Source organism: Arthrobacter sp. TE12231, assembly GCF_054062895.1.
In genome coordinates this window covers 4,261,584-4,282,494 of record NZ_JBSSFS010000001.1, presented here as the reverse complement: position 1 = coordinate 4,282,494, position 20,911 = coordinate 4,261,584, and the positions used below count along the sequence as shown (strand labels likewise).

The window sequence follows — 20,911 nt, the reverse complement described above, 5'->3', positions numbered from 1 at the left end:
TTCCTAGTCGATGATTTTCAGGCCGGTGCCCCAGTTGAAGTCGGGATACGCGGGGTTGGCCTGCAGCGCCATGATCAGCAGCTGGAAGCCTTCGAGCTCGCGGGCGTGGCGCAGTCCGCCGACCTGGAGCGGACGCAGCCCTGCGGCCTCGGCGAAGGCTGCGACCTCGTTGCGGGCCTGTTCCGAGTCCGAGGCGATGAAGACATCCAGCGGCATGCCGCCGGTGGTCCCGGCGCCGAGCGTGCCGGCGAAGGTGGTGTTGAACGCTTTCACCACCCGTGCGCCTGGTAGCAGCGCGGCAATTTCTTCGGCCGCTGACGTCCCCGGGCCGACCACCAGGGAATCAAAAGTTTCGGTGTCGATCGGATTGCTGATCTCCACGACCGTCTTGCCGCTGAGCGTGTCGCCGAAATGCGTGGCAACTTCCTTCGCGGGGCCGAAGTAGAGCGCCAGGACGACGATGTCGCCCTCGGGAACCTCGCTCAGGCCGCCGGAGGTGGTGGTGCCGCCAAGTTCAGCAGCGAGCTTGGCGGCATTCTCCGGCGTCCGGTCCAGAACCTGGACGGAGCGGCCGGCGGCGACGGCCCGGGTTCCGATCGCCCGTGCCATATTTCCGCTGCCGATGATCGTGATGTCAGTCATGGTGGTTCCTTCCGAGGTTGGGCGGGAACTGCGGAATCAGCAATTCCGGAGGTCAGCTGTGGGCGCGGTCCGGTCCGTGGAGCCCCGCGGGGTTGACGCCGGCCGCGCGTTCAGCGGCAGCCAGGGCACGTTCCAGCTGGTCCACTGCCGGAGCGTACGCCGTGTCAGCCGAGCCGCGGTCCGTGCGGCCGCCGGGACGGCCGGCGGCCTTGATGGCCCGGATCAGGGCGGCCGTTTCCGGCTGCCGGGGATCGCTCATCGCCGGGTAGTCAATCGAGTACCCGGGATCGAGCTCGTAGCGTTGCCACCGGGCGAGGGCGTTCTTGTGCCGCTCAGCAGCGGCCTCATTCATGAGCCGAGTCTTCCGGCCTGCCCGGCGCGATTCCTGCCGGCGGAGCAGCCGGGGAGCGGCCGCAAAAGCCGCCAGGGCCGTCACGGCGGCCAGCATGCCGAGCGCCAGGCCTGCCCAGGGCCACGTGAAGCAGGCGATCAGGACGGCGGGAACCACAACGGCGAGTCCGGCGAAAACGTCCCAAAATGCGCCGTCTGCGCCCTCTGAGCGTCCCTCGCCGGCTGCCAGGTGCTTGCGGGCCAGGTACATCGAGACGGATGCCGCCCCGGCAACCACGAGCGCAAGGGCCAGGAACTGCCCGGCCGCGAGGGCACCGGATTGTGAGAGCGACGTCATTGCACACCTCCGGCGGAACCGTCCCGGACGGGCGCTATTCCGCTAGTTCCATTGGAATCCCTCGCGGCGGGGCCGTCAATGGCCGTTCGACCCTGCCGGACAGCCGGCAGGACCCCCGCCGGCGAGCCGGGGACGGCCGCCGCTGAGGCAGTCACGGAGGCCGCGCCACGGTTCCTTCAGGGGTACTCCCGGCGTACCCTAGGGGCCATGCGACTGAAAATGTGCAGTATCCACGTCAAGGACCCGGCCTCGGCCCATGAGTTCTACACCGGCATCCTGGGCTTTGAAACGCTGATGGCCATGCCGGAGCACAACCTCTTCATCGTTAAGGATCCGGACGGGGCCGGCGGCGCCGGACTGCTGCTGGAGCCCAGTGACAACCCGATCGGGGCCGCCTACATGAACGGCCTGCACGACGCCGGAATTCCGGCGATCGTCTTTGGCGTGCCCGACGTGCGCGCCGAATATGCCCGGCTGGCGGCCAAGGGCGTGATGTTCCAGGCGGAGCCGTCCGAGGGCCCCGGCGGGACCACCGCAGTGTTGGATGACGGCTGCGGCAACTACGTGCAGCTGCACCAGGACTAGCCACCCCAGGACCGGCCGCATTAGGTTCGGCGGGAGGGCCCAGGATCAGCCCCACTCAAGTCATATCAGCGGCTCACTTTGTCCTTGTCCGGGTGCTCGTCGCCGATATGGCCGGGCGCGGTGGCGGCCAGGACCCGCTCCACGAAGGAGGCATACTCCTCCATGTAGTGGCGCAGCAGCTTGGCCGTGGCCTCGTCTTTGACCTCGCCGTCCTCGCCGTAGACCTCCGGAGCGAGGCCTGCATCACGGCCGTGCCGATGCCGCCGGGGGAGGCGCCGATGATCCCGGTCGGCTTGCGGGAGAAGGAGTTGGTGCCCGAGGGCCGGGATCCCCAGTCGATGGCGTTCTTGAGCGCCCCGGGAATGGACCGGTTGTATTCGGGCGAGACAAACAGGATGCCGTCGGACGCGGCGATTGCCATGGCCTGTTTGCTTCCCGATGCTCCGCTGGTGGCTGGTGGCTGGTGGCTGGTGGATGGGAAGCGAACATGGGGATCGGACCGGCGGTCCCGACTCACCCCGCGAGCATAGTCCTGCGTCCGCGCGATGAAGATAGAAACCGGGATGAGCCCTCCGCCGCTATTCGGCCTTGGCGCGGGCCTTTTTGGCGTCCTTCTTGGCGGCCTCGTCCTTGACCCGCTGGGCCTCGGCGCGGACGGCGGCGTGGGTGGAGCGTTCGGCGACCAGCCACGCGGGGGGAGCCTGCAGCAGCGCGGTGATTTCCGCCGTCGTCAGCGCTTCCTCAACGCCGCCGCGGGCCAGGCCGCTGATGGAGACGTTGAGCTTTTGCGCGACCACCGGGCGGGGGTGCGGGCCGTTGCGGCGCAGTTCCGCGAGCCACTCCGGCGGGTTGGCCTGGAGCTCGGCGAAATCGGCGCGGGTGATGACCGAATCCTGGAACTCCTGGGGTGTTGCGGGCAGGTAGATGCCAAGCTTCTTGGCAACGGTGGCCGGCTTCATGGACTGGGAGTTTGCAGAGGTCATGCTTCAAGGGTATCCGGCCAGAGGCTGACCGGGCACCGGCACTGAGGCCTGCACGAGCCCGGGCGGTACTGTGAACATGTGTCCGCAGCCGATGAAACACCCCAGACCCCCGACGAAACCGCCGTCCCGGCCGAAGCAGCAGCGCGGGAGCTGCGCTTCGCGTACGTCGCCGGCGTCACGCCCGGAAAATGGATCCGGCGCTGGGAGGAACGGATGCCCGATGTTCCGTTGCACTCCTTTATGTCCGACGACGGCGCCCAGCTCGCCGTGCTCCGCGACGGTTCCGCGGACCTGAGCTTCGTCCGGTTGCCGGTGGAACGCGACGGCCTCAGTGTGATCCCGCTGTACGAGGAACAGCCGGTGGTGGTGGCACCCAAGGGACACGAGATCTCGGTGTTCGAGGAAGTGGACCTGGCGGACCTCTCCAAGGAGACCTTCCTTGACGTGCAGGAACTTGGCGGCGCCGCGATGGCCCTGCAGGTGGTGGCGACCGGTGCCGGGCTGGTGATCCTGCCGATGTCCGTGGCCCGGCACTTCAATGTTAAAGACACCGTGGCCCGGAAACTCACCGGTGCGCCCGTCACGGAGATCGCCCTGGCGTGGCCCAGCGACTCCACGGATGAGGTGATCGAGGAATTCATCGGGATTGTCCGCGGGCGAACCGCGGCGAGCTCCCGCCAGCCCTCGGCGCAGCAGGAAAAGCCCAAGCGGGAGCCCAAGCCGGACCGGCGCGGCCCCGCGGTCAAGAAACCCAAGGTGGCCCAGCGGTACGCGCCGAACCCGGACAAGGGCCGCGGCAAGGGATCCCGGAAAAAGGGCAAACGCTAGGGCGTAGCCGAGTGAGGGCCGGCACGCATAGGCTCGGTCCGTGGACATCGTCGAATTCCTGACCGCACGGATAAGAGAAGACGAAGCTGCCGCCCTGAAGCTGCTCGGCGACCCCACCCTGGCCGTTTCCGGCGAGTGGTACGAACGCCGCCTGCTTCGCGAGTGCGAGGCCAAACGCCGGCTGATCGACATCATTGAATCCGCCCGGCAGTCCGTCCTGGCGGCGCTGGTCAGCCAGGAACTGGCCGACGCCGGATGGGTGCCGGACGTGATCGAATGGACCACCCTGTCCTTGAACACCCTGGCCCTGCCGTACGCCGACCACCCCGAATTCCAGGCCCGCTGGCGGACCCCCGGGTAGGGATGCGGAATCCGTGCCGGACGCCGGCGCATGTGACGCCGGAAACACGCGGGAAATCTTCCCGGCCTACGCTGGTCACACCGCAGCATCCGCGGTCCGCCAGCCGGCCGGTTCTTGAAGGGATTCCGTCATGCACTTATTGCCCCGTGAGCAGGAAAAACTCATGATCGTGGTCGCGGCGGACCTCGCCCGGCGCCGCCAGGCACGCGGCCTGAAGCTGAACTTCCCCGAGGCCGTCGCCGTCATTAGCTATGAACTGATCGAGGGCGCCCGGGACGGCCGGACCGTGGCAGAGCTCATGAGTTACGGAACCACCCTCCTGGGTCGCGACGACGTCATGGAGGGCGTGCCGGAAATGATCCACGACGTCCAGATCGAGGCCACCTTCCCGGACGGCACCAAGCTCGTCACCGTCCACGATCCCATCCGCTAGGAGAGCCCTGATGATTCCCGGAGAATACGTTCTCGGCACCGCGCCGCTGACGATCAATGCCGGCCGCGAGGCGGTTGACGTCGCCGTGACCAACACCGGTGACCGGCCCGTCCAGGTGGGCTCGCACTACCACTTTGCCGAAGCGAACGCCGCGCTGCAGTTCGACCGGCAGGCCGCCTACGGCCGCCGCCTGGACATTCCGGCCGGCACCGCCGCACGGTTCGAACCGGGGGACAGCAGGACCGTCCGGCTGATCGAACTCGCGGGCCGCCGTGAGGTGTACGGCCTCAGCAACGCCGTCAATGGCAGACTCCGCGAGACAGGACTCCACGTTTCCGAGGGGACAGGTGACGCACAGTGAGTTTCGAATTGTCCCGCAGGCAGTACGCGGACCTCTACGGCCCGACGACTGGCGACTCCATCCGCCTGGCCGACACCGATCTGTTCCTTGAGATCGAGAATGACCTCACCGTCTACGGCGAGGAAGTGGTGTTCGGCGGCGGCAAGGTGATCCGCGACGGCATGGGCCAGAACGGCCAACTGACCCGGGACGGGGACGACAGTACTGGTTTCGGCAGTGTTGGTTCCAGCGGCGGAGTTCCGGACACCGTGATCACGAACGTCGTGGTGCTGGACTACACCGGCATCTACAAGGCCGACGTCGCGCTCCGGGACGGCCACATCTTCCGGATCGGCAAGGCAGGCAACCCGCAGATCACTGACGGCGTGGACATCGTGATCGGTGCCAGCACCGAGATCATTGCCGGCGAACGGAAGATCCTGACCGCCGGCGGCGTGGACTCCCACATCCACTTCATCTCCCCGGACCAGGTCCCCGCCGCCCTGTGCAGCGGGGTGACCACGATGGTGGGCGGCGGCACCGGCCCCGCCGAAGGCACCAAGGCCACCACGGTCACGCCCGGGAAATGGCACATCCAGCGGATGCTGCAGGCCGCCGAAGGGCTGCCGATCAACATCGGCCTGTTCGGCAAGGGGCACGCGTCCGCCGTCGAACCCCTGGCCGAACAAATCCGCGCCGGCGCGATCGGGCTGAAAGTCCATGAGGACTGGGGCTCCACCACCTCCTCGATCGACACCTCGCTGCAGGTCGCGGACCAGTACGACGTCCAGGTGGCCATCCACACCGACACCCTGAACGAGTGCGGCTTCGTGGAGGACACCATCCGGGCCATCGACGGCCGCGTGATCCACACCTTCCACACCGAGGGCGCCGGCGGTGGCCACGCCCCGGACATCATCAAGATCGCCGGGCTGCCCAACGTGCTGCCGGCCTCCACGAACCCCACGCTGCCGTACACGCGCAACACGATCGAAGAGCACCTGGACATGCTCATGGTGTGCCACCACCTGAACCCGGACATCCCGGAGGACGTGGCGTTCGCGGACTCCCGCATCCGCGCCGAAACCATCGCCGCCGAGGACGTCCTGCAGGACCTGGGTATCTTCGCGATCACGTCCTCGGACTCCCAGGCCATGGGCCGGGTGGGTGAGGTCATCATCCGCACCTGGCAAGTGGCGGACAAGATGAAGAAGCAGCGCGGCGTGTTGAAGGATCCTGACGGTGGCGTGCACGGTGCGGCGTCCGGTCTGGGCGCGGAGAGCGACAACTTCCGGTTGAAGCGGTACGTGGCGAAATACACCATCAACCCGGCCATCGCGCAGGGCATGGCCGATTCCATCGGCTCCGTGGAGGTCGGCAAGTTCGCGGACCTCGTGCTGTGGGATCCTGCGTTCTTCGGAGTCAAACCGGAGCTGGTTCTCAAGGGCGGCCAGATCGCCTACGCCCTCATGGGGGACGCCAACGCCTCCATCCCCACCCCGCAGCCGCGCACCATGCGGCCGATGTTTGCCGCCAACGGCAAGGCACTCCAGCAGTCCTCCATCACCTTCCTGTCCCAGGCAGCCATAGAGGCCGGGGTCCCGGAAGAACTCGGACTGGAGAAGGTCATCCGGCCGGTGTCCGGCATCCGCAGCCTGACCAAGGCGGACCTGAAGTACAACGGCGCCACCCCGGAGATCGAGGTGGACCCGGAAACGTACAAGGTGACGGTCGACGGCGAGGACGTCACGTGCGAACCGTCGGACGTCCTGCCCATGGCGCAGCGCTACTTCCTTTTCTAGGCTTCCAGAGGAGACGAACATGATCATCGAAAAGATCCTCGGCAACACACACGACCTTCCTCCCGGGCCGGACCCGTACGCCGGGCTGCACCAGGAAAAGGTCATCCTGCCCAGCGCCCAACTGGTCAAGCGCATCCAACGCGTCACCACCGACCACGGCAAAGAGTTGGGCCTGCGCCTCCCCTCCGGTTCCGGGGACCTGCGCGACGGCGACATCCTGCACGTGGCCGAGACCAACATGATCGTTGTCTCGGTGCTGCCCACCGACGTCCTGGTGATCGCCCCGCGCTCCATCCACGAGATGGGCGTGGTGGCGCACTCCCTGGGCAACCGGCACCTGCAGGCCCAGTTCTTCGATGCGTCCTCGGACTATGGGGCAGAGGTAATGGTGTGCCAGTACGACCACACCGTGGAGGACTATCTCAAACACGTCGGAGCGCCCTACGACCGACAGGAACGCGTGATGCCCGTCCCCTTCCGCCATGCCGAACATTCGCACTAGTTCCGCAGTTAAGCGGGTGGCGATTGGGTGCGCCACCCCGTATTGGGGGCCGTGCCCGTCCCCAGCCGCTCCCAACTCTCGCAAGCTCGAGTCGGGGCCCTCGCGGCAGTGGGCCCATCGCGGTGCCCGCCACGCCGCGGCCCCCTTCCCAGCTTCGCGCCTTCGGAGGCTGCCATGACGCGGTACCGGTTGGCATTGCAGCAGCTGACGGATTCTGCGTTGCCTACCGGGGCGTTTGCTCACTCTTTGGGGTTTGAGACGTATGTGGAGCGCGGGCTGGTGCACGATGAGGAGTCGTTTGGGGTGTGGCTGGCTGCGTTTGTGGGGCAGCAGCTGACCTATTCGGACGCATTGGCCATTCGGTTCCTCTATGAGGGCGTTGCTCTGGCTGAACTGGACGCGTTGTTGACCGCCCAGCTGTTGCCGCGGCAGATGCGCGAGGCCAGCACCAAGATGGGAACCCGGCTACTCGAGATTGGCGCGGAGGTCTTTCCTTCCCCTGAACTGGCGGAATACCGGGCGTGGGTGACTTCGGGCCGGGGCGCCGGCCACCAGCCGCTGGCGTTCGCGGTGATTGCCCGTTCCCTGGGAGTCCCGCTGCCCGAGGCCCTCGCCGCCTACCTGTTCGCCACGGTCACGTCGCTGACGCAAAACGCCGTCCGGGCGATCCCCCTGGGGCAGAACGCCGGCCAGCGGCTCCTGCGGAAGGCGGCCGACGACGTCGCTGCCGCGGCCGAGCGGGCCGTCCACCTCACGCCTGACGACTTCGGGGCCGTCAGCCCCGGATTGGAAATTTCGCAGATGCGGCACGAACGCCAGCGCGCCCGAATGTTCATGAGCTGAGCTGACCGAGCAGTACAAGTTGGTCCAATACAGGAAATATGTCTGGAGAAGAATATGTCTGAGCCCATCAAAATCGGCATCGGCGGCCCGGTGGGTGCCGGCAAGACCCAGCTCGTGGAGCGCCTCACCCGTCACATGAGCGGGGAAATCTCCATGGCGGCCATCACCAACGACATCTACACAATCGAGGACGCCAAGATCCTTGCCGCCAACGGGATCCTCCCGCTGGACCGGATCATCGGCGTCGAAACCGGCGGCTGCCCGCACACCGCCATCCGCGAGGACACCTCCATGAACACGGCGGCCATCGAGGAACTGAAGAAACGGCACCCGGACCTGCAGGTGATCTTTGTCGAATCCGGCGGCGACAACCTCTCCGCCACCTTCAGCCCGGAACTCGTGGACTTCTCGATCTACATCATCGACGTCGCCCAGGGCGAGAAGATCCCGCGCAAGGCCGGCCAGGGCATGATCAAGTCCGATCTCTTCATCATCAACAAGACCGACCTCGCACCCCACGTGGGCGCGGACCTCTCCGTCATGGAACGGGACTCCAAGGAATTCCGGGGCGAGAAACCGTTCTGCTTCACGAACCTCAAGACCGACGAAGGGCTGGAGCGCGTCATCGACTGGGTGCGGCGGGACGTCCTGATGCTCGACCTGGCGCCATGAGCGTTCTCGGGGTCAGTCCTGGCGACCTAACAGCTGAGGCGGCGAGGCCGGATTTTGGGGCCGCGGCGTGGCGGGCACCGCGGGGGGCCCACCGCCGCGAGGGCCCCGACTCGAGCTTGCGAGAGTTGGGAGCGGCTGGGGACGGGCACGGCCCCAAATCCGGTGAAGCCGCCGGAGCCGGCCAGAGCGCCCAAGAAAACATGGGAGAGCTCGAACTCGTCGTCACCAACCGTGCAGGACGTTCTGTGGCCACGCATCAGTACCATCGGGGGGCCTTGAGGGTTTTGCGGCCGCATTACTTGGATGGGTCCGGGCAGGTTTGTTATGTGCTCGTCAATCCCGGCGGGGCGTATTTGGGGGCTGACCTGTACGTGATTGACGTGGAGGTGGCGGACGGGGCGAAGCTGCTGCTCGCCACGCAGTCGGCCACCAAGATCTACCGGACTCCGGGGTCCTTTGCGGAGCAGCGGATGCGGCTGCGCCTGGGCGAGGGGGCGCGGCTGGAGTTCGCCCCGGACCAGGTGATTGCCTACCGGGAGGCCAGCTACCGGCAGAACACGCACGTGACGGTACGGCCGTCGTCGAGCCTCATCATGGCCGAAATCGTCACTCCCGGGTGGTCGCCGGACGGGGCCTCGTTCCGGTACGAGGAGCTGCGGCTGCGGACGGAGATCCGGGTTGAATCCGGGGATTCTGGTGGGGGCGAGAGCCGTGTGATGGTCCTGGACAACGTGCTCATCCGGCCGACCCTGAAGGATGTCACCGGTATGGCGTTCATGGAGGGCTTCAGCCATCTGGGATCGCTGATCGTGGTGGATCCGCGGGTGGACCAGGCCCTTGCCGACGAGCTGTACGAGATCACTGCGGGTTACGGGGCCCACACCGGCATTTCGCTCACGGCCACGGTGCTGGGAACGGCCGGGCTGGTGCTGAGGTCGCTCTCCAACAGCACGGAGGAACTGCGGCGCGTGACGGGAGCCGCCACTTCCTTGTTGCGGAAACGCTGGTACGGGCAGGATCCCCTGGACCTGAGGAAGTACTGATGGCCACGACCGCGCAGATGACGGCGTTGCATCGGCTTTACCGGGACCGGGCGAGCCTGCCGGTGAGGACCCGGCTGCTGGTGACCTTCGGTGCGGTGGCCGCACTTCACGCAGCCGCCGTCGTGCTCCTGGTGGCAGGAGCCGCCGGAGGCGGTCAGCCGCTGGGGATCGGGCTGGTCCTGACGGCCTACCTGGCCGGGGTGAAGCACAGCTACGACTGGGACCACCTCGCGGCGATCGATAACTCCACCCGGAAGTTCGCGGCCGAACACCGCGATCCGGTCAGCGTGGGCTTTGCGTTCAGCCTGGGCCACAGCTCCGTGGTGGTCCTCGCCGGGGTGCTCGTGGTGGCCGGTGCATCCCTGGTGGGGAGCTTCATGGCCGAGGGGAGCCCCGGGAACCTGCTGCTGGGGCTGATCGGCAGCGGGGTGTCGGGGCTGTTCCTGCTGGCGATGGGTGCCTTCAACGGCTCGGCGTTCCTCCGGACGCTCAAGGTTTACCGCGGCGCCCGGAATGGTGCACCGATCTCGCCTGAGGACCTGGCTGCGAAGGGCTTCGTGGCACGGCTGCTCGCCCGTCCGCTGGCCCGGGTCCGGCATCCCCGGAACATCTACGTGATCGGCTTCCTCTTCGGGCTGGGGTTCGATACCGCCACCACGATCGGGCTGCTGGTCATGGCGACGGCGGCCTCGCTGGCCGGCGTGTCCCCTTTCGCCCTACTGGCGCTCCCGCTGGCGTTTGCGGCAGCCATGACGCTGTGCGACACCGTCAACGGCGTGGCCATGATGCGGATGTACCGCTCGGCCCTGACGGACCCGCGCCGCAAACTCGGCTTCAATGCCGTCATCACGGGCATTTCAGCGGTGTCAGCCCTCTTCATCGCGGTGATCACCCTGGGCGGGGCCGTTCATGAGGCCTTCGGACTCGGGGACCCGCTGACCAGCTGGCTCGGGTCGGTGGACCTGGGCGACGCCGGGCTGCTGCTGGTGGCGCTGTTGATGTCCGTCTGGGCCGTAGCGTCGTTGCGCCGGCGGGCTCCCGGTGAGTGAGGCGCGGGGCTGACTGCAACCGCCGTGCCCCTCGGCCGGCAGCCCGCCGGTGCTCAGACGGCCTGGACGTGCAGGAGCAGGGCATGCTCCGGATTCAGGACCGGCAGGGGCAGGCCGACGTGCTGGAGGAAGGCGCCGGAGGCAACGGCCCCGTCTTCCAGCCATGCGGGCGGGCTGATCTGCGTGAAGGTGTGCGCGTAGTCGCCGTCAAGGGGGGTGGGCAGTTCGGCCCGGACACGATAGGTCCGCTTCGGATCAAGGCCCGGCAGTGAGGCCTGCCCGGGGACCTCTGCCGGGGCGGACGCCAGCGACACGGCCGCGAACAGGGCCTCGCCGGCGTCGTGCGCGACCACACCGTGGACGCTCAGGGTGGGCTCGCCGGTGTCCGCGTTCACGCGCTTGCCGGAGTGGATCAGTGCCCGGTGGCGCTTGTAGAGCGCAATCGCGCGGCGCAGCGTGGCCCGCTCGTCATCCGTGGCCGCGCGGATGTCCCACTCCATGCCGAAGTGGCCAAAGAGGGCCGTGATGGCGCGGAACGAGATGTCGTGGGTGCGTGCCGTGGTGTGCGAGGTGGTGGGGCCGATATGCGCTCCGACTAGTTCCGGCGGGAGGACCGCCTGGGTCCACCGCTGGATAGTCTGGCGCTCCAGGGCGTCGTTGCAGTCCGATGCCCACACGCGGTCGGTGCGCTGCAGGATGCCGAGGTCCACGCGTGCCCCGCCGGAGGAGCAGCTCTCGATCTCCACGTCCGGATGTGCTGCCTTGAGCGCGTCGAAGAGGCGGTAGGCAGCCAGCGTCTGCTCATGGACGGACGGGCGTCCGCCGCTCCCGTGCTCGGTGAGGTCGCGGTTCTGGTCCCATTTGAGGTAGGCGATGTCGTTCTCGCGCAGGAGGGCGTCGAGGCGGCCGTAGATGTACTGCCAGGCCTCCGGATTGGCGAGGTCCAGGACATGCTGGTGGCGCCAGGGCTGCGGGAGGCGGCCGCCGTCCTTGTGGGAAAGCGCCGACGGGCCCACGATCCAGTCCGGGTGTTCGCGGGCGACGTCGGAGTCCAGGTTGACCATCTCTGGCTCCACCCAGAGTCCAAACTCCATGCCGTGGGCGGTCACGGCGTCGATCAGCGGGGTCAGGCCCTTGGGCCACAGACCCTCGTCGACGTACCAGTCGCCCAGTCCTGCGTGGTCGTCGCGGCGGCCGCGGAACCAGCCGTCGTCGAGGACGAAGCGTTCCACGCCGAGCCCGGCGGCGGAGTCGGCGAGTTCCAGCAGGGGTTCGAGGCGGTGGTCGAAGTACACCGCCTCCCAGGTGTTGAGGACCACGGGGCGGAGCCGCCCGGACGTGGTGTCCACGTGTTGGGCCCGGGCGCGGAACCAGTCGTAGAAGGCCTCGGTGATGCCGTCCAGGCCGTGGCCGGAGTAGGCGGCGAAGAGCGACGGCGTCCGGTAGCTGGCGCCGGGGTGAAGCAGCACTTCGCCGGAGCCGAGCAGTTCCGCGGCGCCGAGCATCCGCCGGCCGTCGGCGAGGCTGTCGAGGTACTGCTCGTGGTTGCCGCTCCAGCCGAAGTGTGTGGCCCAGACCTGGCCTCGCCGGTTGGAGAAGCCGGCGGTGCCGGCGGCGACCAGGAGTGAGGAATCGTGGCCGGTGCGGCCGTGCCGGCCGGTGCGGACCCAGGTGCCCTGCTGGACGGCGTGCCGCTGCGGGTGGTTTTCCCGGCACCAGCGCCCGGTGAGGTCAAGCAGTTCCGTGGCATTCCGCGGTACCGGCAGTACTGCGGCGAGTTCCTCGAGCTGGTAGGCGGCCGTGCCGCTGTTGCTCAGGGTGTGCGCCAGCTCCAGGAGGCCGCCGGGGTGCAGGGTGAGCTCGGTGCTGACCTCCAGTCCGGCGTCGGAATCCCGCTGAATGATGAGGACGCCGCGGCCGCCGTCGCGCACGTCGGTTGAAACCACCCGCAGGGCCGGCGAGAAGTCCCGGCCGGGGACCCCGTCGGCGCTCCGGTACCCGCGGAGGCCGGGCCGACCGGCCCAGCCGGAGGAGGCCTGCGGCAGCAGTCCGGCGGTGACGGTGATGTCGAGGGCGGAGTGGGGGACGGGCCCGCGGAGGATCGCCAGATCGGGGAGGTGCTCCCCGAGGTCGGCACCCCAGTGGACGATCTCGGCCTCGCCGGAGTCGAAGGCCAGCAGGAGGCTGGTGCCGGCAGAACGCAGGTGCACGGGGTGCATGGGATTCGCTTTCAGTAGTGCGGAAGTCAGGTGCTGGTGCGCGGGATCCCGGACAGGGACCCCGCGCACCGGGCGCCGCCGTGGCGGGCGGCTGTGGCTTCAGAGGCTCACTTGTTGAACGGCTTACTTGTTGAACGGCTTACTTGTTGAACTGCCTACTTGTTGAACAGCGAGTTGACCTGGTCGTTGGCCTGCGAGAGGGAACTGGCTGGCTGCTTCCCGGAGACCACGGCGTCCATGGCCGGCTTCATGATGCCGTCCACCTTGGCCGCCTTGTCGGCGATCGGGAACAGGAAGGTGGTGCTCTCCTTGACCTGCTGGGTGAAGGGCGTCACGTCCACGCCCTTGGCCTTGAAGGCGGCTTCTGCCTTGTCCGAGGAGGACTTGATCGCGGGGAACACCACGGCCTTGGAGGCTACGACGTCCTGGCAGGCGGCGGAGCCCAGGTACTCGGCGAACTTCACGGCGGCAGCGGGCTTCTTCGTGCCGGCCCACACGGAGTCGGCCAGGCCGTTGAACATGGAGGACCGCTTGCCGTCGGGGCCGGTGGGGGTCGGGGCGATTCCGACGTCGACGCCCTTGTAGCCGGTGTACTGGCCGATCATCCACGACCCGTGGGCGTTGATGACAGACTTCCCGGCGGCGAAGGTGTCCGCCATGCTCGCACCGACGGTGGTTTCCAGTTTGGGCATGTAGCCCTTCTCCGCCAGCCCGGCGAACCAGGCGATGGATTCCTGGAACTTGGGGTCGTCGTAGTTGAAGTGGGTGCCCCACGGGTTCTTGTCCGTGTGGGTCCACCCGGTGGTGCCGGTAAGGTAGCTCCACTCGGTCTGGCCCTGGCCGGAGCCGGAGCTGTTCAGGCCGAGGCCGTAGACCTCAACCTTCGTCTTGTCGAAGCCGGGCTCGTCTCCGCGCTTGCCGTTCTTGTCCACGGTCAGGTGCGCGATCGCCTTTTCATAGGTGCCCCCGTCCTGCGGGTTCCAGGTCAGGGTTTTCATCTGTTCATCGCTGATTCCGGCGCCGGCGGCGAGCTTTTTGTTGTAGAAAAGCGAGATCGTGTCCCAGTCCTTGGGCAGGCCGTAGCGCTTGCCGTCCTCGCCGACCCAGAGATCGGCGAGACCCTTGTTGTACTGGGTGAGGTCGACGTGATCGTTCGCGACGGCGTCGTCCAGGGCCAGCAGCTGGCCGGTCTTGGCGAATTCGGGGTACTTGGCCAGGTGGTCGGTGAAGACGTCCGGGGCGGTGCCGGCGACAAAGCCGTTGGTCAGGGTGCTCCAGTAGTCGTCCCAGCCGCGCTGGGTGATCTTGACGGTGATGTCCGGGTTGGCCGTGTGGAAGTCATCGGCGCACTGCTGGTAGGCCGGGAGCTGGTTGGAGTCCCAGAGCCAGTAGCTGATCTCGCCCTTGGCTTGATCGCCGGAGGCACCTGAGGCCTCTCCGCCGCTTCCGCAGGCGGAGAGGGCGAGGACAGCGGCGGCCGCGGCGGCGAGGGCGCCGACTGCTTTCTTGTTCATGGGGGTCCTTTCGGGACGGTATTTTCGGGAAGGCGCTTTAGGGACGGGCTTTTGGGATGCGGGTGCGGGTGGAACGTCCAGCACAGGTTGGGGCGGGTTACTTGATTCCGGAGAATCCGATGGAGTTGACGATCTTCTTGCCGAAGGCGATGAAGAGCAGCAGGACAGGCAGGGCAGAGATGAGGGTCGCGGCCATGAGACCGGACCAGTCCGGCGCACCCTGCGGTGACTGGGATTTGAAGACGCCCAGGCCGACCGTGAGAACGCGGACGTTTTCCTGGTTTCCGACCAGCAGCGGCCAGAAGTACTCGTTCCACTGCCCGATGAAGGTCAGCAGCGCCAGGGTGGCGATCGGGGCGGCGGCGTTGGGCAGCACAATCTGGAAGAAGATGCGCAGGTGCTTGGCGCCGTCGAGCATGGCGGCCTCCTCCACTTCACGGGACATGTTCAGGAAGAACTGCCGCAGGAAGAAGATCGCGAACGGGGTCATGAAGAGGTAGGGCAGCACCATGCCGAGCATCGTGTTCAGCAGGCCGAGGTTCTTGATCAGCAGGAAGTTGGGCAGTGCGGTGAAGATCGGCGGGACCATCATGGTGGCCAGGAAGAGGCTGAACACGGCGTTCCGGCCCCGCCAGCGCAGGCGGGAGAAGGCGTAGGCGGCCATGGCGCTGAAGAAGACGGCGCCGGCGGTGGTGATCCCGGCGAAGAGGACGGTGTTGCGCAGGTAGATCCAGAAGTCGATCTTGGCTCCGGAGCCTCCCTCCGCCATGGCTTCCTGGGCGGTCTGGAGGCCGAAGACCCGCTTGTACGCGCCGAGGTTGAAGTCGGCCGGCAGCAGGTTGGACGCGTTGCTGGCCAGTGCGCTGTTGGAGGACAGCGACGTGCGCAGGACCCAGTAGAAGGGCAGTACCGAGACGGCGACGGCAAGGACCACAAGGGTCCAGGCTCCGGCGCGGCGCCAGTTGAAGCGGCGGCGGCGCCGGGCGGGGATGGCTGACGTGGCAGTAGTCATGCTGGGACTCCTTAGTCCAGGTCCGACTCGTTGCCCTTGAGGAACTTCATCTGGATGAAGGCGACCAGGGCGAGGATGACGAAGAGGATGACAGCGAGGGCCGAGCCGTAACCGAAGTCAGACTCCGTGAACGCCCGCTGGTAGATGTAGTACTGCAGGACGCGGCTGGCGTTGATCGGGCCGCCCTGGGTGGTGACGGCGACGGTGTCGAACACCTGGAACGAGCCGATGACGGTGACGACCAGGACCAGCACGACGACGGGCCGGAGCAGCGGCATGGTGATTTTCCAGAAGGTCTGGAAGGGCGAAGCGCCGTCCAGGTTGGCGACCTCATACAGGTGCTGGGGGATGGCCTGGAGACCGGCAAAGATCAGCAGGGCCGTGTAGCCCATGTGCCGCCAGGTGTTGATCAGGGCTTGGGTGGGGATGGCCCATTCCTCGCTGCCGAAGAAGGCGATGCGGGGCAGGCCGATGGCGTCGATGACGTTGTTCACGATGCCGATCTGGTAGTCCAGCAGCCAGAACCACAGGAGGGCGGCGATGACGTTCGCCATCAGGTAGGGCAGCAGCAGGCTGCCGCGGATAAAGGTCGACTTGGCGACCCGGTGCATCAGGAGGGCCAGGCCCAGGGCCAGGACGGTCTGCAGGACGATGTTGATCAGGACGTACTGGGTGGTGACGCCCAGCGCGTTCCAGAACAGCGGGTCCTTGGCGATTGCGGCGTAGTTGGCGCCGCCGATCCACTTCGGCGTTCCGAGGATGTTGTATTCGGTGAAGCTCAGGTAGAGGCCCCGGATGCTCGGCACAAGGTAGAACACCACGAAGCCGAGCATGGCCGGGGCGATGAAGAGAAGGGCGACCCTCAGGTCGCTCCGGGGTCGACGCCGGCGGCGGGGGGCGGCATCGCCTGTTCCCGTGCCGGTCGCCTTGCGGGCCGGGGCGGCTCCGCGGGCAGTTGTGGTGGTCATTTGAGGTTCCTCCGCTGTGAGGTGGATTACAACTGAGGCTTGAATCTACACGAGTAACTTTTGAATGCGCAACAGTTTCTTTCATGTTTCCGGGGTGAAACTTTCCGCTCATCATCAGGTATTGACTCGAGTAGAAACTGATGTGAAACTTGCGTGCATGACGTTCTCACTAGGCATCGTCGGCGCCGGGCAGTTCGCAGGTGCCTTCGCCAAACTCTTCGACGCCCACCCCGCAATTTCAGAAGTCCACGTCACCGACGTCCTGCCGGAACGGGCCGCGGCCCTCCGGGAGCGGCTCGGCCTCGCGGGCACTTATCCCAGTTTCGAGGCCATGCTCGACAGCGGCCTGGACGCCGTGGCGATCTTCACCCAGCGCTGGACGCACGGGCCGCTGGTCCTGCAGGCGCTCCGCGCCGGCAAGCACGTCTATTCGGCCGTGCCGATGGCTGTCAGCGAGGACGAGATCGCCCGGATCATCGAAGCCGTCCGCGAGACGGGCCTAACCTACATGATGGGAGAGACAAGCTACTACAACCCCGCCACGGTGTACGCCCGCAAGCGCCGGGCCGAGGGCGCGTTCGGCGGCATTTTCTATGCCGAGGGCGACTACGTGCACGACATGGATCTGGGCTTCTATGAGGCCTACCAGTACAGCGGCGGGGAGGACTGGAAGCGCACCGCCAGCTACCCGCCCATGTTGTACCCCACCCACTCCACCGGCGGGGTGCTGGGCGCGATCGGCGGCCACGCCGTCAGCGTCAGCTGCATTGGCGTCCCCGACGAGCGCGGCGACGGCGTCTTCGACAAAGACGTCAGCATGTTCGGCAACGATTTCTCCAACGCGACCGCACTGTTCGAACTCTCCACCGGCGGGTCCATGCGCATCAACGAGATGCGCCGCGTCGGCTACCCCTCCCACCTGCGCGAAAGCCGCTTCCGCTACTTCGGCACCGACGCCAGCTTCGAGCAGCTGGCCCTAGTCAGCGTGTGGCAGGACAAGGAATCCGTGACCGACGTCAGTGCGGAACTGGCCACACACGCCACGCTCGACGCCGACGATCCGGCGCTGGCCGGCGTCGCACCCGCCCTGCGGGACGCCTTCACCTCCGGAATGGCCGCCGTGCACGACGCCGGCCGGCTGCCCGCCGAATTCCGCGGGCTGCACAACGGGCACGAGGGCAGCCACCACTTCCTGGTGGACGACTTCGCCACCGCCGTCGATACCGGGACGCTCCCGCCTGTCAACGCCTGGGAGGCAGCCCGCTACACCCTCCCGGGGATAGTGGCGCACGAGTCCGCCCTCCGCGGCGGGGAGCGGCTGCCCGTGCCGGACCACGGCGACGCCCCGGCCCGGCTGCCCACGCACGGACCTGTTGGAGAGGCGTCTGACGGGGAAGGCATTGCCGGGGAAGCCCGGCGGTAGCATGGTCACTGTGCCACACTCGCCAGCTTCCGCCAGGCCCACGATCACCCGCAAAGACGTGGCCAGGCTGGCCGGCGTCAGCACCGCCGTCGTAAGCTATGTGGTTAACGGCGGACCCAAGCGGGTCTCCCCGGTGACTGCCGCCAAGGTGCGCGAGGCCATCAGCGCCCTCGGATACCGGCCGAACGCCGCGGCGCGGGCACTCAAATTGGGCTCCAGCGAGATGCTCGGCATGGTGGTCCCGGATACGACCAACCCCTTCTTCGCCACTCTGGCCCGCGCCGTGGAGGAAGCCGCGGCGGCGCGCGGCTACGCCCTGCTGCTGGCCAACTCGGGCGGATCGGCGGCCAACGAGCGCCGCCAGGTCAGGAACCTCGCCAGCCGCCGCGTGGACGGGGTCTTCCTCTCCAGCGTGCTGTTCGAACCAGACCTGACCGAACTCGAGCATTCCGAGATCCCCGCCGTGCTGCTCAACCACAGCAGCGAGGTGCCGGGCTTCAACTCGGTGGGAGTGGAGCTGCTTGAAGGCTCCCGGCGTGCCGTCGAGCACCTGGTGGGCCACGGCCACCGCAACATCGCGCTGGTCATGGGTATGAACTCCGGCAACGATCTGGATGCCCGCGAGGTCGGGTGGCAGCAGGGCCTCGCGGAAGCCGGACTCCCGGAAGGGCCCATTCTGCGCTGCGACTTCGACCGGCAGGGCGGCTACCGGGCCGGGCAGCGGCTGCTCGCCTCCCCGGACCGGCCCACCGCCGTTTTTGTCAGCTCCGACCTCCAAGCGGTCGGGCTGCTGCGCGCCGTGTCCGAGGCCGGCCTGCGGGTCCCAGAGGACCTGGCGGTCTTCTCCTTCGACGGCTCGGCCGAGGCGGAGTACAGCTGGCCGCCGCTGAGCACGGTCGTGCAGCCAGTCCAGGCCATGGCCGAGGCCGCCGTCGAAGCGCTCATCGACTTCGACGGCGTGTCTCCAACCCGGAACAGGATCTTCCCCGTGGACCTGGTCCTCCGGGCCTCCTGCGGCTGCGTGCCCGTGCCCGCGGCGGCCGCTCCGGGTCTGCCTGCCAGGCCTGCCAGCTAAGGTTCCCGCCCGCACGTCCTCCCGTTCTCCGTACCGTTCCCCGTTCCACATGCCGGGCGCGTTGATGAGCCGCGCCCTGCCGAACCCCAGAGGTCCACATGAATGTCCCCCCATCTGCTGTTGTTTCTGCTGTGCCGGAAGCGGCCGCGTCCCTGCCGCTATCCTCCGACCCGTTCCGGCCCGAGTGGCACTACTCCGCCGGCAAGAACTGGCTCAACGATCCCAACGGGCTGATCCACCTGAACGGCACGTACCACCTCTTCTACCAGCACAACCCCTCCGGAGACGCCTGGGGGAACATGTCCTGGGGTCACGCGACATCGGCGGATCTCCTGCACTGGGAAGAACAGCCGGTCGCCATTTCCTGCGACGGGAACGAGGCGATATTCTCGGGCTCCGTGGTGCTCGACCCGGACAACACCAGCGGCTTCGGCACCCCCGGGAAGCCGCCGCTGGTGGCGGTCTACACCAGCGCATACACCGACGCTTCGCCGCTGCGCGGGCGGCAGGCCCAGTCTTTGGCCTACAGCCTGGACCGGGGGCAGACCTGGACCAAGTACGTCGGCAACCCCGTCCTGGACCGCACTTCCGCCAACTTCCGCGACCCCAAGGTGTTCCGCTACGACGGCCCCGCGGGAAGCTACTGGGTGATGGCCGCGGTGGAGGCCACGGACTGTGTGGTGGTCCTCTACCGGTCGGCGAACCTGAAGGACTGGGAATACTTGAGCAGCTTTGGCCCCGCGAACGCCACCTGCGGCGACTGGGAATGCCCCGATCTCTTTCCCCTCGCGGTGGACGGCGACCCGGCCGACACCAAATGGGTCCTGGTGGTCAACCTCAATCCGGGCGGCATTGCCGGCGGCTCGGGCGCCCAGTACTTTGTGGGCACGTTCGACGGCGTGCACTTCCGTTCGGAGACCACGGTCACCGAGGGCCTCCAGCCGGACGGAAGCCGGATGCCGGACTATGCCTGGCTCGACCGGGGACGGGACTACTACGCGGCCGTTTCGTTCAATGACGCCCCCGGCGGCCGCCGGATCATGATCGGCTGGATGAACAACTGGGACTACGCGGGCAAGACACCAACCAAGGGCTGGCGCGGCGCCATGTCCCTGGCGCGGGAAGTCACCCTGACACGGCTGCCCTCCGGCGGTGTCGTCCTGCGGCAGGCGGCAGTCGATCCCTTCGACGGACTGGACGGCGCCCCGGACGTCCACCGGATCTCCCTGGGTTCCCGGGAACTGCACCCCGGAACCGTGGACCTACTAGCGCCGGATTCGGACGCCGCCGTCGGGGACGCTGTATCGACCGCCGCTTCAGCCGCCGCGCGCATCGACGTCGAGATTGAGCCCGGAACCGCCGCCAGAGTGGGTCTCCTGCTCCGGACGGGCGGCGCCGAGCGGACCGTACTGGCCTACGACACCGCCACGTCCAGGCTGTCCCTGGACCGTCGGGAGTCCGGCGCCGTGGAATTCCACGAGGACTTCGCGTCGGTAGAAGACGCTCACGTGCCTCTCGACGCCGGGCGGCTGCGCCTTCAGGTGCACCTGGACGCCTGCTCGGTGGAGGTCTTCGCCCAAGACGGCCTGGCCGTCCTCACGGACCTCGTCTTCCCGGCGGAATCCAGCACCGGAATGGCGCTGTTCGCGGAGGGCCACGGGGCGAGGGTACGGACGCTGGACATCCGGCGCCGCTAGGCTCGCGTGCCGTTGAACTCTCCGGGGACCGCCGCGGAGATTCCCCACCTTCAACGGCGCGACGCCGCCAAGTGCCGGCGGTTCGGCGCAACACGCCGGCCGGATCCCGCAAACATGGGGAAACCCCGACGCCGTTTGCCCGACACTAAGGCCACAGCCGCCACCGGCATTTTCTGGTAGCCGATTTTCCTCCTGCTCCGGGGTCCGCCGCGATTACGGAAAGGTCAACCGG

Annotated in this window: 21 protein-coding genes and 1 pseudogene; 14 read left to right on the top strand and 8 right to left on the bottom strand. The window is 67.4% G+C overall.

Features of this window, described 5'->3' with window-relative positions; translation table 11 throughout:
- Positions 1–3: 3 nt before the first annotated feature.
- Positions 4–642 (bottom strand): NADPH-dependent F420 reductase, encoded by a 639-nt coding sequence (locus ACVWYS_RS19210; RefSeq protein ID WP_456507881.1) that lies wholly within the window; start codon positions 640–642, stop codon positions 4–6.
- A 52-nt stretch (positions 643–694) separates the two neighbouring features.
- Positions 695–1,330 carry a hypothetical protein gene (locus tag ACVWYS_RS19205; protein ID WP_456507880.1) on the bottom strand — a complete coding sequence of 212 codons (636 nt, stop codon included), beginning with the start codon at positions 1,328–1,330 and terminating at the stop codon, positions 695–697.
- Between the two features lie 207 nt (positions 1,331–1,537).
- Here ACVWYS_RS19205 and ACVWYS_RS19200 point away from each other — a divergent pair, with 207 nt between their 5' ends.
- Positions 1,538–1,915 (top strand): VOC family protein, encoded by a 378-nt coding sequence (locus ACVWYS_RS19200; RefSeq protein WP_091248617.1) that lies wholly within the window; start codon positions 1,538–1,540, stop codon positions 1,913–1,915.
- Positions 1,916–1,980: 65 nt separating this feature from the next.
- Here ACVWYS_RS19200 and ACVWYS_RS19195 read toward each other — a convergent pair.
- Positions 1,981–2,375, bottom strand: a pseudogene (locus ACVWYS_RS19195) (NADPH-dependent FMN reductase); the annotation flags it as partial.
- Positions 2,376–2,493: 118 nt separating this feature from the next.
- Complete coding sequence (locus ACVWYS_RS19190) at positions 2,494–2,898, bottom strand: DUF5997 family protein (RefSeq protein WP_043479868.1); 405 nt, start codon at positions 2,896–2,898, stop codon at positions 2,494–2,496.
- Positions 2,899–2,976: 78 nt separating this feature from the next.
- Here ACVWYS_RS19190 and ACVWYS_RS19185 point away from each other — a divergent pair, with 78 nt between their 5' ends.
- The 10 genes from ACVWYS_RS19185 to ACVWYS_RS19140 all read left to right on the top strand — a co-directional run bounded on the left by ACVWYS_RS19185 (position 2,977) and on the right by ACVWYS_RS19140 (position 10,771).
- Positions 2,977–3,726, top strand: a complete 750-nt coding sequence (locus ACVWYS_RS19185) for a LysR family substrate-binding domain-containing protein (protein ID WP_344365030.1) — start codon at positions 2,977–2,979, stop codon at positions 3,724–3,726.
- 40 nt (positions 3,727–3,766) lie between these two features.
- Complete coding sequence (locus ACVWYS_RS19180; protein WP_116766360.1) at positions 3,767–4,087, top strand: DUF6221 family protein; 321 nt, start codon at positions 3,767–3,769, stop codon at positions 4,085–4,087.
- A gap of 130 nt (positions 4,088–4,217) precedes the next feature.
- Positions 4,218–4,520 carry an urease subunit gamma gene (locus tag ACVWYS_RS19175; RefSeq protein WP_018775629.1) on the top strand — a complete coding sequence of 101 codons (303 nt, stop codon included), beginning with the start codon at positions 4,218–4,220 and terminating at the stop codon, positions 4,518–4,520.
- A gap of 10 nt (positions 4,521–4,530) precedes the next feature.
- Positions 4,531–4,881, top strand: coding sequence for an urease subunit beta (locus ACVWYS_RS19170; RefSeq protein WP_344365034.1), 351 nt, complete (start codon positions 4,531–4,533; stop codon positions 4,879–4,881).
- On the top strand, positions 4,878–6,662 hold the full coding sequence (ureC, locus tag ACVWYS_RS19165; protein WP_456507879.1) for an urease subunit alpha: 1,785 nt from the start codon (positions 4,878–4,880) through the stop codon (positions 6,660–6,662). The genes ACVWYS_RS19170 and ureC overlap by 4 nt, the downstream gene beginning before the upstream one ends.
- Positions 6,663–6,681: 19 nt before the next feature.
- Positions 6,682–7,164 (top strand): urease accessory protein UreE, encoded by a 483-nt coding sequence (gene ureE / locus ACVWYS_RS19160; protein WP_344365040.1) that lies wholly within the window; start codon positions 6,682–6,684, stop codon positions 7,162–7,164.
- 174 nt (positions 7,165–7,338) lie between these two features.
- Complete coding sequence (locus tag ACVWYS_RS19155; RefSeq protein ID WP_456507878.1) at positions 7,339–8,007, top strand: urease accessory protein UreF; 669 nt, start codon at positions 7,339–7,341, stop codon at positions 8,005–8,007.
- 54 nt (positions 8,008–8,061) lie between these two features.
- Positions 8,062–8,679 (top strand): urease accessory protein UreG, encoded by a 618-nt coding sequence (gene ureG, locus ACVWYS_RS19150; protein ID WP_456507877.1) that lies wholly within the window; start codon positions 8,062–8,064, stop codon positions 8,677–8,679.
- A 200-nt stretch (positions 8,680–8,879) separates the two neighbouring features.
- Complete coding sequence (locus tag ACVWYS_RS19145) at positions 8,880–9,722, top strand: urease accessory protein UreD (protein WP_456507876.1); 843 nt, start codon at positions 8,880–8,882, stop codon at positions 9,720–9,722.
- A gap of 17 nt (positions 9,723–9,739) precedes the next feature.
- Positions 9,740–10,771: a HoxN/HupN/NixA family nickel/cobalt transporter gene (locus ACVWYS_RS19140; protein ID WP_344365316.1), complete on the top strand. Its 1,032-nt coding sequence runs from the start codon at positions 9,740–9,742 to the stop codon at positions 10,769–10,771.
- Between the two features lie 53 nt (positions 10,772–10,824).
- Here the strand turns inward: ACVWYS_RS19140 and ACVWYS_RS19135 are convergent, their stop codons facing one another.
- The 4 genes from ACVWYS_RS19135 to ACVWYS_RS19120 form a co-directional block, all read right to left on the bottom strand.
- On the bottom strand, positions 10,825–12,990 hold the full coding sequence (locus ACVWYS_RS19135) for an alpha-galactosidase (RefSeq protein WP_344365048.1): 2,166 nt from the start codon (positions 12,988–12,990) through the stop codon (positions 10,825–10,827).
- Between the two features lie 155 nt (positions 12,991–13,145).
- Positions 13,146–14,504: an ABC transporter substrate-binding protein gene (locus ACVWYS_RS19130; protein WP_116766370.1), complete on the bottom strand. Its 1,359-nt coding sequence runs from the start codon at positions 14,502–14,504 to the stop codon at positions 13,146–13,148.
- Positions 14,505–14,601: 97 nt separating this feature from the next.
- Entirely contained in the window at positions 14,602–15,516 is a 915-nt protein-coding gene (locus ACVWYS_RS19125; RefSeq protein WP_456507875.1) for a carbohydrate ABC transporter permease, read from the bottom strand.
- An 11-nt stretch (positions 15,517–15,527) separates the two neighbouring features.
- Positions 15,528–16,484, bottom strand: a complete 957-nt coding sequence (locus ACVWYS_RS19120) for a carbohydrate ABC transporter permease (RefSeq protein ID WP_456507874.1) — start codon at positions 16,482–16,484, stop codon at positions 15,528–15,530.
- 157 nt (positions 16,485–16,641) lie between these two features.
- Between ACVWYS_RS19120 and ACVWYS_RS19115 the strand changes: the two genes are divergently transcribed.
- From ACVWYS_RS19115 to ACVWYS_RS19105, 3 genes are all read left to right on the top strand, one after another.
- A complete protein-coding gene (locus ACVWYS_RS19115; protein ID WP_456507873.1) occupies positions 16,642–17,907 on the top strand; it encodes a Gfo/Idh/MocA family protein in 1,266 nt (421 codons plus the stop codon).
- A gap of 1 nt (position 17,908) precedes the next feature.
- Entirely contained in the window at positions 17,909–18,982 is a 1,074-nt protein-coding gene (locus tag ACVWYS_RS19110) for a LacI family DNA-binding transcriptional regulator (RefSeq protein ID WP_456507872.1), read from the top strand.
- A gap of 98 nt (positions 18,983–19,080) precedes the next feature.
- The gene (locus tag ACVWYS_RS19105) at positions 19,081–20,679 is read left to right on the top strand and encodes a glycoside hydrolase family 32 protein (protein ID WP_456507871.1); all 1,599 of its coding nucleotides are present in this window, start codon (positions 19,081–19,083) and stop codon (positions 20,677–20,679) included.
- Positions 20,680–20,911 lie beyond the last annotated feature (232 nt).